Origin of the sequence: Brevundimonas sp. (assembly GCF_013912005.1) — a bacterium.
GTDB lineage: Bacteria > Pseudomonadota > Alphaproteobacteria > Caulobacterales > Caulobacteraceae > Brevundimonas.
This window is the reverse complement of the sequence record NZ_JACESB010000004.1, coordinates 82,373-96,413: the sequence shown is the minus strand read 5'-3', so window position 1 is coordinate 96,413 and position 14,041 is coordinate 82,373. Positions and strand designations below refer to the sequence as shown.

Genomic DNA, 14,041 nt, shown 5'->3' with positions numbered 1-14,041 from the left:
TTCGTCGCGAGGGCCGGCCTACTCCGCCTCGGGCTGGCGCACCCAGGCTGTGACCTTGGCGTCCGGCGCCTTCTCGAAGTTCAGCGTCAGCTCCACGCTGTCGCCGGTCTCCAGCGGCCCGCTGAGGCCCATCACCATGATGTGGTTTCCGCCCGGCCGCAGCTCCACCAGCCGGCCCTGCGGCAGCGGAAGCCCGTCCTCCAGCGGATGCATCATCATCATGCCGCTCTCCATGCGGCTCTCGTGGATCTCGACCCGGGCGGCGCCGGCGGCGGTCGCCGAGACCAGTCGATCGTCCGCCCGCGCGGTGAGGCTGACGTAGCAGCCGGTCATCAGCCGGCCGTTGGGCGTCGGACGGCACCAGGCGTCGCCGACCGCCACTGGCTCGGCGGCCGCGCCGCCTTTTCCGCCGCCTTCGCCGGAGCCGCAGGCGGCGAGCAGGAGAAGGGCCGGGAGGGCGATCAGGAAACGGGCCATGGACATACACCTCGGTCGTCGGAAAGCGTCGCCCGCAGGCGCCGCCTCATGCGCGCATAGCCTCCCGCGCGGCCTTCGCAAAGGGCGACGGTCGGTCGCGCTCGATCGACGGCGCGGCGGGGGCGGGTTCAGCCCCCCCGCGCCGCCTCCTGCGCGGCCTGCCGCGGGCTGAATTTCGGGGCCGGAGCCAGTCGCATGACCTCGGCCTGGTAGCGGTCGTCGTCGCCCGCGAGGGCGAAGGGCAGGGCGTCGGCGCAGGCCTGCAGCAGGGCGTCCAGCCACGGCTGGTCCGCCTTGTGGAAGTCGCCCAGCACATGGCCGTGCACCAGCTCGGGCCGCCCCGGATGCCCGACGCCCATGCGCGCCCGGCGGAAATCCGGCCCCAGCTGGCTGATCAGGCTGCGGACCCCGTTCTGGCCGGCCGCCCCGCCGCCGGTCTTCATCCGGAAGCGCCCCGGCGCCAGGTCGATCTCGTCATGGAAGACGATCACCTCGCCCGGCGGGACCTTGTAGAAGCGCGCCGCCTCGCCGACCGCCCGGCCGCTCTCGTTCATGAACGTCTGCGGCTTCATCAGCAGGACCTTCACCCGGCCCTTCGGCGTCTCGAGTTCGCCCTCGCGGATCACCGACTGGAACTTGGCCCGCTCCGGCCCGAACGACCAGCGGCGGGCGATCTCGTCTGCGGCCATGAAGCCGATGTTGTGGCGGTTCTTCTCGTACTTCGGCCCCGGATTGCCGAGGCCGGCGATGATGATCATGGGCGGGCTCCGGAAACGGAAACGGCCCCTCCCGATACCGGAAGGGGCCGCTTTTCAGAACAGTGGATCGGGCGATCAGCCTTCCGAAGTCTCGTCCGCAGCCTGCTCGATGGCCGGAACCTCGGCCTCGGCGGTCTCTTCGGCCACGGCGGCCTCGATCTCGTCGGCGGCCTTGGCGGCCGAGGAGGTCTTGATCGAGGCGATCACGAAGTCGCGGTCGCCGATGGTCGGCTCGACGTCCGACGGAACCTTCAGGTCCGACCAGCGGATGGTGTCGCCCAGTTTGTGGCCGGCGAGGTCGACGATCAGGTCTTCCGGAATGTGGTCGGCGCGGACCTTCACCTCGACCGCGTGACGCACGACTTCCAGCGAACCACCCTGGCGGAAGGCCGGGCACTTGTCTTCGTTGATGAAGTGGACCGGAATTTCGATCTTCACGGTCTGCTTCTCGTCGACCCGCATCAGGTCGAAGTGCAGCGGACGGTCCGACACCGGGTCGAACTGCACATCGCGGGCGATGACCGGCTGGGTCTCCTCGCCGTACTTCAGGGTCACCAGGTGGCCCAGCAGCTTGCCGGTGTAGAGCGACTTGCGGAAGTCCTTCTCGTTGACCGAAATGGCCACCGGAGCCTTGTCGCCGCCGTACAGGATGCCCGGCACCATGCCGGCGCGGCGGACCGCGCGGGCGCCGCCGGTGCCCACGCCGTCACGGACGTCGACGTTCAGAATGATCTCGGCCATCTGGCTCGCCTCAACAAACAACGGAAACGCCGCGCCAACCTCGGTGGCCCGCGCGGCGGGGTCGTGAAACCCTCGAATTCAGGAGCGCGGGCTATTACACGCTGGCGGCCGCCGACGCAACCGTCCGCGGCGCCGGGCCCGCGCCGGCGGTCAGCGGCCGCTGTCGAGCGTCGCCGTGGCGGCGGTGGAGGCCGCCGCGGCCTCGGCCGCAACCGGAGCCGCCGCATCGACGTCCGCCACCAGCGTCGGGGAGACCGGCAGGGCGGCGGGAGTCACCGCCTGGGCGGTGCAGGTCGACAGGTCGCGGGCGATGTGGCGGCCGACGCAGAACATGTCCTCGTAGCTCGGCCGCGAGGCGGCCAGGCACTGGAACAGCATCAGCTTGGACATGTTCAGGCAGAATTCGCTGGTCTGCTCGACCGTCAGCGCCTCGGTGCTGGCCCGGGCGTCGTCGCCCCCGGCGCCGAGCGCAGCCAGGGCGGCCAGGGCCAGCGACCGGACCACGGCCGGCGTATAGGGCGGGCCCGCCTGGCTCGACACCGGCGTCAGGCCGGCGCCCGCGTTCGCCGCGGCGAACAGCCGGGCGGCCTCTTCCGCCGAGGGCAGCATCGCGGCGGCGGACAGGGTCTTGGCGCCCTCCAGCCGCTGTTCGCGGTTGGCGATGTGCGTCACCGCCCAGCGCCGCCGCGGGTCGGCCCGCTCCTGGATCTTGTAGGCGTCGTTCTCGACCGCCTCGGCGATCGTCAGCATGGCGGCGACGTCCTGGCCGAGGGTGCCGGCGATCAGGCCGGCGGCGGCCTCCGCGCCCGGGAAGGTGGCGGCCGTGGCCGGGTCGGCGATGATCCGCGCCACCATCTCCTGCCGGATCGTCGGATCCACGGCGTACTGGCGCACGCCCTGGACGAACTCCGGCGACTGCAGGGCCAGGATCGAGCCGTAGGCGATCATGCCCCGCGACAGCTGGGCCGGGTCGTAGGCGGCGCCGCGCCGGATCGCGGCCTGGATGGACTCCGCGTCGGAGAAGCCGCCCGCCGGAATGGAGCTCGCCTCGCGCATGAAGGCCACATAGATCGAGGCGGCCTCGGCGACGCCCTCGTTCAGGCTCACCGCCGGCGGCGGCGGCGGCGGCGGCGGCGGCGGGGGCGGCGGTTCGTCGGTGGCGCAGCCGGCGAGCACGGCGGCGGCGGCGACAACAGCCAGCGCCAGACCCCGGCGCATGTGATCCTGGAACATGAGGAACCCCCAGCAAGCCCGAGCGACCCGCGCGAGCGACGACTGATCCCTCTTATACCGTGTGGAAAAGGGTTGGCCGAGAGTTAATCCTGTCAGGCGAACGACCGGACTCGGGCTCCGGGATCAGTCCTCGCCCCGGTTCAGCCGCTCGGTCAGCGATCCTGTCGGCGGCGGCCGATCGGCCGCAGGCGGCGGCGGCGCGGGGCTTCGGGCCGGCGCGGGCGAAGCCGCCGGGGCCATGCTCACCCGCGGCGGCGGGGCGGCGGTCGCCGGCCGGGGCGCGATCACGATTCCGGGAGGAGCGGATTCCTCGACCACGCCGGTGGTGGTGAGGTCGGATACGGTCACGATCGCGCCGGGCAGGGCGGCCCCGCGGGTGCAGGTCGAGAGGTCGCGCACCACGTGGCGGCCCAGACAGAAGATGTCCTCGTAGTTCGGCCGCGACGCCGCGAGGCACTGCAGCAGGTTCAGCTTGGCCATCTCCATGCAGGTGTGGCCGGTCCAGTCGAACTGCAGCGCGTCGGTGTTGGACCGGGCGTTCTCGCCTGCCGCGCCGAGCGCCGCCAGGGCGGCCAGCGCAAGCGCGTTCTCGACCGCGGACGGGTAGGGGGGCTCGCGCCGCTCCGCCGCAACGGACAGGCCGGTCCCCGCGTGGGCGGCCTCGAACAGACGGGCCGCCTCATTGGCCGGCGGCAGCATGGCTTCGCCCGCCGCGTGGGCCGCGGTGAGCCGGCCCTGCCGGTCCGCAACCGGGCGGATCGCCCAGGCCCGGCGGGGGTCCCAGGAGTTCTGGATGCTGTAGGCGTCGTTCTCGATCGAATTGGCGGCGCGGCTGAGCGCCTCCACGTCCGTCCGCAGGCTGCCGATGATCAGGCCGGCGGCCGCCTCGGCTCCCGGCAGGCGCGAAGCGCGCCCGGGGTCGGCCACGATCTCGGCCACCAGCCGCTCGCGGGCGGTTTCGGGCGCGGCGAACTGCCGGACGCCCTGCACGAACTCCGGCGACTGCAGGGCGATGATCGAGGCGTAGGCGATCAGGCCGCGCGACAGCTGCTCGGGGTCGTAGCCCGAGGCGCGCGCGAGCGCCGCCTGGATGGCCTCGGGGCTTTCGAAGCCGCCCTCGATCGCGGCCATGTCCCGCACGAAGGCGATGTACACGGCGGCGGAGTCGGCGACCGACTGGTTCAGCGCCACCGGCGGGCCCCGCAGGGCGATTTCGGCGGCGATCCGCTCGGCCTCCGCCCGCGCCTCCGCCTCAGCCTGCGCGGTCGGGGAGGCGCAGCTCGCCGCGAGCGAGGCGGCCGCGAGAGCGGCGAAGGTCAGGCTGGCGCGCAGGACGGCCGGTCGCATCGGAACTCCTCTTCAGACGGCGCCATCAACGCCCCGGTTCCGGGCGGTAATGGGGCGCAGCCGAAGCCGTTCCGAAAAAGCGCCTAGTCGAACAGTTTCGACACCGACTCCTCGTTGGCGATCCGGCGGATCGCCTCGCCGATCAGCGGCGCCACCGAGACGGTGCGGATCTTGGCGCAGTTCAGCACCTCGTCCGGCTGCTCGATGGAGTCGGTGATGACCAGTTCCTTCAGCGGGCCGTCGTTGACCCGCTGCACCGCGGGGCCGGAGAGCACGCCGTGGCTGATGTAGGCTGACACCTCGGTCGCGCCCTGGTCGATCAGCGCCCGGGCCGCGTTCACCAGCGTGCCGCCCGAATCGACGATGTCGTCGAACAGGATGCAGCGTCGCCCCTCGACGTCGCCGATGATGTTCATCACCTCGCTCTCGCCGGCCTTGGGCCGCCGCTTGTCGACAATGGCGAGGTCGGCGTCCAGCCGTCTGGCCAGCGAGCGGGCCCGGACCACGCCGCCGACATCCGGGGAGACGATCATCAGGTCGTCGCCGCGGCGGTAGTTCTCCTTGATGTCCTGCGCCAGGACCGGCGTGGCCACCAGGTTGTCGGTCGGGATGTCGAAGAAGCCCTGGATCTGCCCGGCGTGCAGATCCATCGTCAGCACCCGGTCCGCCCCGGCGCGGGTGATCAGGTTGGCCACCAGCTTGGCCGAGATGGGCGTCCGGCCGTCGGTCTTCCGGTCCTGCCGGGCGTAGCCGAAGTAGGGCATCACCGCCGTGATCCGCTTCGCCGACGCCCGCACGAGGGCGTCGGTGATGATCAGCAGCTCCATCAGGTTGTCGTTGGCCGGATAGCTGGTCGACTGGATCACGAAGACGTCCTCGCCGCGGACGTTCTCCTCGATCATCGCGAACACCTCGTTGTCCGCGAACCGCTTCACCTGGGCCTTGGTCAGCGGCATGTCGAGGTGGGTGGCGATGGCGCGGGCGAGCGTCCGGTTGGAGTTGCCTGCGAGCAGCTTCATGTCCGGTCATCCTTTCGCCGTCATCGCCCGGCGACATGCCGCGGAGCGCTGGCGCGCTTCATAACAGGGGACGGCCGGGCCACAAGGCGCGGTCCTGCGTTTTTGCGGCGTCGGGCCGGCATTGGCGCGAGCTTGTTCGCTGGTGTAGAGATCGCGTCTCGTTTCCGGGGGCGCCGACGGGTGAGCGCCCGCCGGCCTGCAAGTTGAGGTCGTCCTTGTCCGCATCGAAGTTTCGCACCGGCCTGATTCTTTCGGCCGTCGCCGTTTCGGCCCTGACGATCTCCGCCTGCGCCGGCCGCGCGGACCGGCCGCGCCTGGCCTATGAGGAGCGCCCGGTCGAGGCGCTGTACAACACCGGCTACCAGCGGCTCGAATCGCGGCGCTGGGCCGACGCCATCGACTACTTCCAGGAAGTCGAGCGGCAGCATCCGTATTCGGAGTGGTCGCGGCGCGCGATCCTGATGCAGATCTACGCCTACTACCAGAGCAACGACTACGCGGAAGCGATCGCGGCTGCGGATCGCTTCATCGCGCTTTTCCCGGGCAATCCGAGCGCGCCGTACGCCTTCTACATGAAGGCGCTCTGCAACTTCGAGCAGATCACCGACGTCGGCCGCGACCAGGGCTACGCCCAGGCGGCGCTGGACGGCCTGCGCGACGTCGCCCGCCGCTATCCCGGCACCTCCTACGCCATCGACGCCACGGTCAAGATCGACATGGTCAACGACCAGCTGGCCGGCAAGGAGATGACGATCGGCCGCTACTACCAGCGCGCCGGCCAGCCGCTGGCGGCGATCAACCGCTACAAGGCGGTGATCGACAACGAGGCCTACCAGCGCACGTCGCACACGCCCGAGGCGCTCTACCGCCTCGTCGAGGTCTACCTCGGTCTCGGGCTGAAGGAGGAGGCGACCCGCAACGGCGCGGTGCTGGGCCACAACTATCCCGGCAGCCCGTGGTACGCCGAGGCCTACGCCCTGCTGACCGAGGAGGGCTCCCGCCCCGACGTCCAGCCCACCGGCCAGCGCGAAAGCTGGCTCCGCCGCATCATCCCGGGCTGACGTTTCCCATATGTTCCGCTAGCCTCGGCCTTGCCGGGCCGGCGCTTCCCCTCGCATCCTCCGGCTTCGTCGGGAGATCGATTCGCCTTGTCCAGTCCGCCTGATCGCCCCTCCGGCCGCGGCGTCCAGCCCGGGACACGCCCATGCTGACGGCCCTGTCGATCCGGGACATCGTTCTCGTCGACGCGCTCGACCTCGAGGTCAGCGAGGGCCTGACCGTGCTCACCGGTGAAACCGGGGCGGGCAAGTCGATCATCCTCGACGCTTTGGGCCTCGCGCTCGGCGCCCGCGCCGACGCCGGTCTCGTACGCTCCGGCGCCCGGCAGGCCTCGGCCACCGCCGTCTTCGCCGCGCCTGACGACGCCGCCCTGATCGGGCTGATTTCGGAGAAGGGCTTCGAGGTCGCGCCCGGGGAGGAACTGATCCTCCGCCGAACCCTCTCCGCGGACGGCCGCAGCCGCGCCTTCGTCAACGACCAGCCCGCCGGCGTCGCCGCCCTGCGCGAGATCGGCCAGGCGCTGGTCGAGGTGCACGGGCAGCACGAGACTGTGGGGCTGCTGGACTGGAAGACCCACCGCGCCCTGCTCGACGCCTACGGCGGCCTGCAGCCGCAACTCGACGGCGTCGCCCGCGCCGCCGAACGGCTGAAGGCGGCCGAGCAGACGGTGGCGGCGCTGAAGGCTGAGGCGGCGGACGCCGCGGCCCGCGCCGGGGAGCTGGCCGAGAACCTCGCCGACCTTGACGCCCTCGATCCCCGGCCCGAGGAAGAGGCGGAGCTGGCGGGGGAGCGGGCGGTGCTCGGCGCCGCCGAGAAGGCCATCGCGGACCTGTCCGACGCCCGCGCCCAGCTGGGCGGCGACAAGCTGGCCCGCAACCTCGCCGCCGCCCTCCGCGCGGTGGAGCACGCCCGCCAGCGCGCCGGCCAGGCGGGCGTCGAGCCGGATCATCCGGTGCTGGTCCGCCTCGCGGCCGCCGCCGAGGCCATCGACCGGACCCTGGTCGAGGCCCAGGAGGCGATCGCCGCCGTGGACGCCGCCGCCGACGCCTTCGATTTCGAGCCGGGCCGGCTGGACAAGGCCGAGGAGCGCCTGTTCGCTCTCCGCGCGGCGGCGCGCAAGCTCAACACCTCGGTCGAGCTGCTGCCGACCCTTCGCGTCCGTTTTCGCGAGCAACTGCGCCTGATCGAGGACGGGGCGGAGGCGATCACCGCCGCCGAGCGCGCCGCTTCCGCCGCCCGGGAGGCGTGGGACCTCGCCGCGACCCTGCTGACCTCCGCCCGCGAGGCGGCGGCCGACCGGCTGACCGCGGCGGTCATGGAGGAGCTGGGGCCCCTGAAGCTGGAGCGGGCCCGCTTCCGCGTCGCCTTCGAGCCGGTGGCCGAAGGCCGCCGCGGCCCGCTCGGGGCGGAAACCGTCCGTTTCGAGATCTCCACCAACGCCGGCACGGCCTTCGGCCCGCTCGACGCCATCGCGTCGGGCGGCGAACTGGCCCGCTTCGCCCTCGCCATGAAGGCGGCGCTGGCCGGCCGGGAGGACCAGCGCCAGCCGGTGATGATCTTCGACGAGGTGGACCAGGGCGTGGGCGGCGCCGTGGCCGAGGCCGTCGGCACGCGGCTCCAGCGCCTGTCGCGCGGCGCCCAGGTGCTGGTCGTCACCCACAGTCCGCAGGTCGCGGCCCGCGGCCACGCCCACTGGAAGGTGCGCAAGTCCGACGCCGGCGGCCTGACCACCACGACGGTCGACGCCCTCGACGAGACCCGGCGGCTGGAGGAGATCGCCCGCATGCTGTCGGGCGCCGTCGTCACCGACGAAGCGCGGGCCGCGGCGAAGGCCCTGATCGGCTAGGGGAGGGGCTCAGGCCCCCTGCAGCACCTTGCGCAGCTGCGGGTGCAGCTCGGCGTTCGTGGCGAGGATCTGCTTCCCGGTCTTCGGATCGCCGTCCGCGTCGATGGTCGTGACGATCCCGCCGGCCTCGGTCACGAACAGCACCCCGGCCGCCACGTCCCACGGCTGCAGGTTGCGTTCGTAGTAGGCGTCGTACCGCCCGGCGGCGACCCAGGCGAAGTCCAGCGCCGCCGAGCCCAGCCGGCGGATGCCGGCCACCCGCTGGCCGACCGCGTGGATGTCCTTGATCGCCTGGGCGTGGCCGGTCTTGCCGATGAACGGCAGGCCGGTGGCGATCAGGCTTTCCGACAGGTCCTTGCGGCCCGCCACCCGGATGCGGGTGTCGTTCAGGTAGCAGCCCTTGCCCTTCTCGGCCCAGAACATCTCGTTCATCACCGGGTTGTAGGTGACCCCGGCGACGATCTCCGACGCCCCGTCCGGCGCGAAGCGCTCCAGCGCGACGGTGATCGCGAAGTGCGGCATGGCGTGGACGAAGTTGGTGGTGCCGTCGATCGGATCGACGATCCAGCGGTGCGACTTGTCGGTCCCCTCGACCTCGCCCCGCTCCTCGCCGAGGAAGCCGTAACCCGGCCGCGCCTTGGTCAGGAGTTCGAACAGGGTCTGTTCGGCCCGCACGTCGGCGGCGGTGACGAAGTCGCCCGGGCCCTTGCGCGACATCTGCAGGTTCGACACCTCGCCGAAGTCGCGCAGCATCGGCCGCGCCGTCTTGCGGACCGCGTCCATCATCACTTGCAGCAGGGCGGAGGCGAGGGCCATGGGAATCTCCTGGTCCGCAAGTCCTGAAAAGGCGCGCAGCCCGGACAGGCGGAGAAGTTCAAACGCTGGACGGCCCCGATGGAGCCGGAAGGATCAGTCGGCGCGGCGGACGTACTCGCCGGTCGTCGTGTCGACCACGATGCGCTCGCCGGCGCTCATGTACGGCGGGATCATGATGCGTACGCCGTTGTCGGCGATGGCCGGCTTGTAGGACGACGAGGCGGTCTGGCCCTTCACGGTGGGCTCGGTCTCGGCGACCGTCAGGGTCACCTGCTCGGGCAGCTCCAGCCCGATCGGCCGGCCCTCGTGCATTTCGATGACCACCTTCATGCCGTCCTGCAGGTAGGGGATCCGCTCCTCGCCGACCCACTCCTTCTGCAGCTCGATCTGCTCGTAGGTGGCGTCGTCCATGAACACCAGGGCGTCGCCCTGCTCGTACAGGTACGAGAAGTCCTTCTGCTCCAGGGTGACGCGCTCGACCTTGTCTTCCGACCGGAAGCGCTCGTTCAGCTTGTTGCCGGTCTCGAGGTTCTTGGCCTCGACGTTGGCGAAGGCGCCGCCCTTGCCGGGCTTGACGTGGCTGGCCTTGGTGACGACCCACAGGCCGCCGTTGTGCTGCAGGACCATGCCGGGCTTGATGGTGTTGCCGTTGATCTTCATGGAATCTCGGAGTTCTGGAGGCGCGGGCGTCCGACCGTCCGGCGCGCGCGAAATCGGGCGCAGTCCCTAGAGGAAGCCGGGTTCCGAGGCAAGGCGCGCCTCAGTGGAGGGTCGGCCCCTCGTCGACCTTCTCCTGCACGGTGTTGGCGATCCGCACCCCGCCGCCCGTGGGCGAGGCCCATTGCCCCGCCTTGAGGTCGATCCTGCGCGCCTCGTGGGCGAAGGCCGCGGCCATGCCGGCGGTCGACATGGCGGCGGCGATCTGCATCCCGCGGCTCGCCGGGCGCAGGGCGATCCAGACGGCGTTCAGGGCCTGGGCGGCGGTCCACAGGCCGATGGCCCGGCTCCGCGCCCGCGCCGGCGGCGCGTTCCACACCCGGAGCGCGGACAGGGTGGTGGCCGAGAACACGGCGGGCAGGATCAGGCTGAGCGGTCCGCGCGGGCGCTCCGTCACCGGCTTGCCGCCGTCCCCGGCGCGCAGGGGCTGCGGCCGGATGGCGCGGCGGGCGAGGGTGGTGGCGGCGAAGGCGAAGCCGATCGTCAGCGCCGCACCCAGCAGCACATGGCCGGGATGACGGCCCTCCGCGTTCAGGAAGTCCGCCGCAGCGTCCCTGGCGTTGTCCAGCGCGTCATCGATCGCAACCATCGGCTCCTCCAGCTCTCGGGGCGGGAATGAGCCGGGCGGCGGGTCAGTTCCCCGTCGCGCTCCGGTCGGGCGCGATCTCCGTCATCGCCGACTGCAGGTAGTTCTGCTCGCCCAGCTGTTCGATCAGCTTGTGCTGCGCCTCGAGGAAGTCGATGTGCTCCTCGGTGTCGGCGAGGATCTCGGTCAGGATCTGCCGGCTGACGTAGTCCTTGGCCGCCTCGCACTGGGCGATGCCGGCCAGCTGGGCGTCGCGTCCGCCCAGCTCCAGCGCCAGGTCGGCGGCCAGGCACTCGAACACGTTCTCGCCGATCTTCAGCTTGTGCAGGTCCTGCAGGTTGGGCAGGCCGTCGAGGAAGAGGATGCGCTTGATCAGCTTGTCGGCGTGTTTCATCTCGCCGATCGACTCGTCGTAGACGATCTGGCCGAGGTGCTTCAGCCCCCAGCTCTCGAACATCCGCGCATGCAGGAAGTACTGGTTGACCGCGGTCAGCTCGTTGGTCAGCACCGCATTGAGGGTGCGGATGATCGCGGGATCGCCCTTCATGATCGTCTTCCTGTCGCCGGGGCGGCCGTCGACCTGACGCCCTGAATCACCCGTCGCTCGCGGCACTCATAACACGCGGGAGCGGGCGGTGTTCACTTGCGAACACTTCTCACAACATTGAAAATGCGAGTAAAACTCGCCCGCAGCTACTCGGCGGCGAGGGCGAAGGCCTGGCGGCTGTCGTCGATCATCCCGCGCATCTCGCAGACGCAGCGCGCGCACTGCGGACGGCACTGGTGGCGGTCGAACACGTCCTTCGGCCGCGTCGCGCCGGCCTCGATGGCGGCGGCGACGTCGCGTTGGCGCAGACCGTTGCAGTTGCAGACGTACACGAGCGGGCCCGATGCGATTGCGAATGGTTCGCTATAGCCACGGGAGCGAGGCGAATGCAAGTCGTTCGCAGTCCGGAATTGTACGGAGAGGGGCCGACGCATTGACGCAGCCCCGCGTCCGTCGCACTCCCGGCGCATGGCCCGAGAACCCGTCGTCCCGCCGCGTCCGCCCTGCCGCCTCTATCTGATCACCCCGCCCGTGATCCCGGACCTGGGCGCCTTCGCCGCGACGCTGGCGGCCGCGCTCGACGCCGGCGACGTGGCGGCTCTGCAGATCCGGCTCAAGGACGCCGACGACGCCGCCGTGCTCCGCGCCGTCGAGGCGCTGGCGCCGGTGGCCCGCGCCCGGGGAGTGGCGGTGATCCTGAACGACCGTCCGGACCTCGCCGCCCGCTCCGGCTGCGACGGCGTGCACGTCGGCCAGTCCGACGCCTCCTACGCCGAGGCCCGCCGGGTCATGGGGCCGCAGGCGATGATCGGCGTCACCTGCCACGACAGCCGCGAACTGGCCATGGACGCGGCCGAGGCCGGCGCAGACTACGTCGCCTTCGGCGCCTTCTTCCCCACCGGCACCAAGACCACCACGCACCGGCCGGACCCCGAAATCCTCTCGATCTGGCAGGAGACGGTGGAGACGCCCTGCGTGGCCATCGGCGGCGTCACTCCCGCCAACGCCGCCGGCCTCGCCCGGGCGGGCGCCGACTTCGTCGCCGCCAGCTCCGCCGTGTGGGACGCCCCCGAAGGCCCCGCCGCCGCGGTCCGCGCCTTCAATGAGGCGCTGGCCCAGGCCTTCTGACCTTCAGGGGATATTAGGAAGCCGCGGGCTATCCGGGGTCCGGCGCCACGCCCAGCGGACCCGACGATGACCATGAGCCCCGTGCTCGAGCCCCTGCCGGCCAGACCGGTCCCCAAGGCCCCGGCCGCGGCGCCGGAAGGGGCCCGGCAGCCGCTCGCGCCGGTGTTCACCGCCATGGCGGTGATGGTGCTGACGGTGCTGTCGCTGACCTTCGCCCGTTCCGCCGACATGGTGGCGGCCCTGTGGGGCTCGGCCGGGCTGGCGGTGGCGGTCTGGCTGCGCACCTCGCGCGGGCCGCTGTACGATCTGTCGTTCGGGGGCCTCGTCGCCCTCGGGCTGGCGGCCGGCAACCTCCTCGCCGGCAATTCCACCGCCACGACGGCGATGTTCACCGTCGCCAACATGCTCGACATCTACGCCGCGGTGCTGCTGGCCCGGCGTTTCGCGCCCACGCTCAACCTCGCCACCGTCCGGGGCGCGGGCCGCTTCCTTCTCGCCGCCGGCGCCGTGGCGCCGCTGCCAGCCGCCGTCTTCGTCGGCGGCATGCTCTGGTGGATGAACGGCGCCGACTTCTTCGAGGCGGCGCAGACATGGTGGTTCGGCCATGCGCTCAGCATCGCCGTGATCGGCAGCTTCGGCCTCGCCGTCACCCGCCGGGAGCTGGTCCGCCTCCGCAGTCCCGCCCGGCTCGTCGAGGCGGCGGTGCTGTTGACCATTCTGGCCGTGATCTGCGTCGGAGTCTTCCTGCGCAGCACGGCGCCGCTGGCCTTCCTCGTCCTGCCCATGCTGCTGCTCATCACCGTGCGCTTCCGGGTGATCGGCGCCACCGCGGCGCTGGTGTTGATCACCATCCTCGCCGTCGGCGGCAGCATGCATGGCCTCGGTCCGTACGGCGGGTACGTCGGGCCGGAGCGCGCCATGATGGCCCAGCTGCTCGTTCTGCTGGGCTACCTGCCGATGCTCGTTGTCGCCGCCCTGCTGGAAGAGCGCGACCGGCTCAGCGACCGCGCCCGGGCGGGGCAGGCGCGGGCGGAAAGCGCTTCCGAGGCCAAGTCGCGCCTGCTCGCCAACGTCGCCCACGAGATCAAGAGCCCGGTCGGCGGGATCATCGGCATCGGCGAGCTGTGGAAGACCGGCCAGCTGGGGCCGGTGAGCGCCACCCAGCAGGAGATGGCCGACATGCTGGTGCGCACCGCCCGGCAGGTCGAGGCCCTCGCCCATGACCTGCTGGACGTGGCCCGCGCCGAGTCCGGCGCGGTGCGGGTCGAGTTGCGCCCCACCGACGTCTCCGGCGTGCTGGACGACGTGCGTCGGGCCACCGCCCTGCGGCCCGAGGCCGAGGGCGTCCGGCTGGACGTGGTCTGCGAGGGCGACGGGCTGGTGGCGCTGGCCGACTCCCAGCGTCTCGCCCAGGTGGTCTCCAACCTCGCCTCCAACGCGGTCAAGTACGGGGGCGAGGGCGGCCTCGTCGTGCTGCGCGCCCGCCGCATCCACGACGGAGTCCGGATCGAGGTCGTGGATCGCGGGCCGGGGCTCTCCGCGGAGAAGCAGGCCCAGCTGTTCGAGCCGTTCAACCGCCTTGGCCTGGAGCGCTCCGCCGTCGAGGGGCACGGCATCGGGCTGGCCCTGGCCAAGCGCCTGGTCGAGCTGCAGCGCGGGACCATCGGCGTCGAGTCGACGCCGGGGCAGGGGGCGACCTTCTGGGTCGAGCTGCCGGCGGCCTGACGCCGCAGGCGCCAGACTGTGGCGCCACGTCGCGCGGCAGGG

The 14,041-nt window shown here is 71.7% G+C and carries 15 protein-coding genes; 4 read left to right on the top strand and 11 right to left on the bottom strand.

Going from position 1 to position 14,041, the window contains the following annotated elements:
- Positions 1-18 precede the first annotated feature (18 nt).
- The 6 genes from H2038_RS04700 to H2038_RS04675 form a co-directional block, all read right to left on the bottom strand.
- Positions 19-477, bottom strand: coding sequence for a copper chaperone PCu(A)C (locus tag H2038_RS04700; RefSeq protein ID WP_292109717.1), 459 nt, complete (start codon positions 475-477; stop codon positions 19-21).
- A 128-nt stretch (positions 478-605) separates the two neighbouring features.
- Positions 606-1,235, bottom strand: coding sequence for an aminoacyl-tRNA hydrolase (gene pth, locus H2038_RS04695; protein WP_292109713.1), 630 nt, complete (start codon positions 1,233-1,235; stop codon positions 606-608).
- 75 nt (positions 1,236-1,310) lie between these two features.
- On the bottom strand, positions 1,311-1,976 hold the full coding sequence (locus H2038_RS04690) for a 50S ribosomal protein L25/general stress protein Ctc (protein ID WP_292109710.1): 666 nt from the start codon (positions 1,974-1,976) through the stop codon (positions 1,311-1,313).
- 150 nt (positions 1,977-2,126) lie between these two features.
- Complete coding sequence (locus H2038_RS04685; protein ID WP_292109707.1) at positions 2,127-3,209, bottom strand: hypothetical protein; 1,083 nt, start codon at positions 3,207-3,209, stop codon at positions 2,127-2,129.
- Between the two features lie 123 nt (positions 3,210-3,332).
- On the bottom strand, positions 3,333-4,556 hold the full coding sequence (locus H2038_RS04680; RefSeq protein WP_292109704.1) for a hypothetical protein: 1,224 nt from the start codon (positions 4,554-4,556) through the stop codon (positions 3,333-3,335).
- An 83-nt stretch (positions 4,557-4,639) separates the two neighbouring features.
- Positions 4,640-5,575, bottom strand: a complete 936-nt coding sequence (locus tag H2038_RS04675; RefSeq protein ID WP_292109701.1) for a ribose-phosphate pyrophosphokinase — start codon at positions 5,573-5,575, stop codon at positions 4,640-4,642.
- A gap of 215 nt (positions 5,576-5,790) precedes the next feature.
- Between H2038_RS04675 and H2038_RS04670 the strand changes: the two genes are divergently transcribed.
- A complete protein-coding gene (locus tag H2038_RS04670) occupies positions 5,791-6,636 on the top strand; it encodes an outer membrane protein assembly factor BamD (protein ID WP_292109698.1) in 846 nt (281 codons plus the stop codon).
- 143 nt (positions 6,637-6,779) lie between these two features.
- Positions 6,780-8,480, top strand: coding sequence for a DNA repair protein RecN (gene recN / locus H2038_RS04665; RefSeq protein ID WP_292109695.1), 1,701 nt, complete (start codon positions 6,780-6,782; stop codon positions 8,478-8,480).
- A gap of 9 nt (positions 8,481-8,489) precedes the next feature.
- On the opposite strand, the gene H2038_RS04660 is transcribed toward recN, so the two are convergent.
- From H2038_RS04660 to H2038_RS04640, 5 genes are all read right to left on the bottom strand, one after another.
- Positions 8,490-9,296 carry an inositol monophosphatase family protein gene (locus H2038_RS04660; RefSeq protein WP_292109692.1) on the bottom strand — a complete coding sequence of 269 codons (807 nt, stop codon included), beginning with the start codon at positions 9,294-9,296 and terminating at the stop codon, positions 8,490-8,492.
- Positions 9,297-9,389: 93 nt separating this feature from the next.
- Positions 9,390-9,956, bottom strand: coding sequence for an elongation factor P (gene efp, locus H2038_RS04655; RefSeq protein ID WP_292109689.1), 567 nt, complete (start codon positions 9,954-9,956; stop codon positions 9,390-9,392).
- Between the two features lie 100 nt (positions 9,957-10,056).
- Positions 10,057-10,602, bottom strand: coding sequence for a TspO protein (locus H2038_RS04650; RefSeq protein WP_292109685.1), 546 nt, complete (start codon positions 10,600-10,602; stop codon positions 10,057-10,059).
- A 43-nt stretch (positions 10,603-10,645) separates the two neighbouring features.
- Complete coding sequence (gene bfr / locus H2038_RS04645) at positions 10,646-11,146, bottom strand: bacterioferritin (protein ID WP_292109683.1); 501 nt, start codon at positions 11,144-11,146, stop codon at positions 10,646-10,648.
- Positions 11,147-11,292: 146 nt separating this feature from the next.
- Positions 11,293-11,478 carry a (2Fe-2S)-binding protein gene (locus H2038_RS04640; RefSeq protein ID WP_292109680.1) on the bottom strand — a complete coding sequence of 62 codons (186 nt, stop codon included), beginning with the start codon at positions 11,476-11,478 and terminating at the stop codon, positions 11,293-11,295.
- A 136-nt stretch (positions 11,479-11,614) separates the two neighbouring features.
- On the opposite strand from H2038_RS04640, the gene thiE reads away from it, so the two are divergent.
- Both thiE and H2038_RS04630 read left to right on the top strand, forming a co-directional pair.
- Complete coding sequence (gene thiE / locus H2038_RS04635; RefSeq protein WP_292109679.1) at positions 11,615-12,274, top strand: thiamine phosphate synthase; 660 nt, start codon at positions 11,615-11,617, stop codon at positions 12,272-12,274.
- 66 nt (positions 12,275-12,340) lie between these two features.
- Positions 12,341-13,999 (top strand): sensor histidine kinase, encoded by a 1,659-nt coding sequence (locus tag H2038_RS04630; RefSeq protein ID WP_292109654.1) that lies wholly within the window; start codon positions 12,341-12,343, stop codon positions 13,997-13,999.
- The last annotated feature ends 42 nt before the right edge of the window (positions 14,000-14,041 follow it).

Bases quoted from the DNA above. Each gene is read 5' to 3' on its own strand.
- H2038_RS04700 (WP_292109717.1), bottom strand. From the start codon at position 477: ATGGCCCGTTTCCTGATCGCCCTCCCGGCCCTTCTCCTGCTCGCCGCC.
- pth (WP_292109713.1), bottom strand. From the start codon at position 1,235: ATGATCATCATCGCCGGCCTCGGCAATCCGGGGCCGAAGTACGAGAAG.
- H2038_RS04690 (WP_292109710.1), bottom strand. From the start codon at position 1,976: ATGGCCGAGATCATTCTGAACGTCGACGTCCGTGACGGCGTGGGCACC.
- H2038_RS04685 (WP_292109707.1), bottom strand. From the start codon at position 3,209: ATGTTCCAGGATCACATGCGCCGGGGTCTGGCGCTGGCTGTTGTCGCC.
- H2038_RS04680 (WP_292109704.1), bottom strand. From the start codon at position 4,556: ATGCGACCGGCCGTCCTGCGCGCCAGCCTGACCTTCGCCGCTCTCGCG.
- H2038_RS04675 (WP_292109701.1), bottom strand. From the start codon at position 5,575: ATGAAGCTGCTCGCAGGCAACTCCAACCGGACGCTCGCCCGCGCCATC.
- recN (WP_292109695.1), top strand. From the start codon at position 6,780: ATGCTGACGGCCCTGTCGATCCGGGACATCGTTCTCGTCGACGCGCTC.
- H2038_RS04660 (WP_292109692.1), bottom strand. From the start codon at position 9,296: ATGGCCCTCGCCTCCGCCCTGCTGCAAGTGATGATGGACGCGGTCCGC.
- efp (WP_292109689.1), bottom strand. From the start codon at position 9,956: ATGAAGATCAACGGCAACACCATCAAGCCCGGCATGGTCCTGCAGCAC.
- H2038_RS04650 (WP_292109685.1), bottom strand. From the start codon at position 10,602: ATGGTTGCGATCGATGACGCGCTGGACAACGCCAGGGACGCTGCGGCG.
- bfr (WP_292109683.1), bottom strand. From the start codon at position 11,146: ATGAAGGGCGATCCCGCGATCATCCGCACCCTCAATGCGGTGCTGACC.
- thiE (WP_292109679.1), top strand. From the start codon at position 11,615: ATGGCCCGAGAACCCGTCGTCCCGCCGCGTCCGCCCTGCCGCCTCTAT.
- H2038_RS04630 (WP_292109654.1), top strand. From the start codon at position 12,341: ATGACCATGAGCCCCGTGCTCGAGCCCCTGCCGGCCAGACCGGTCCCC.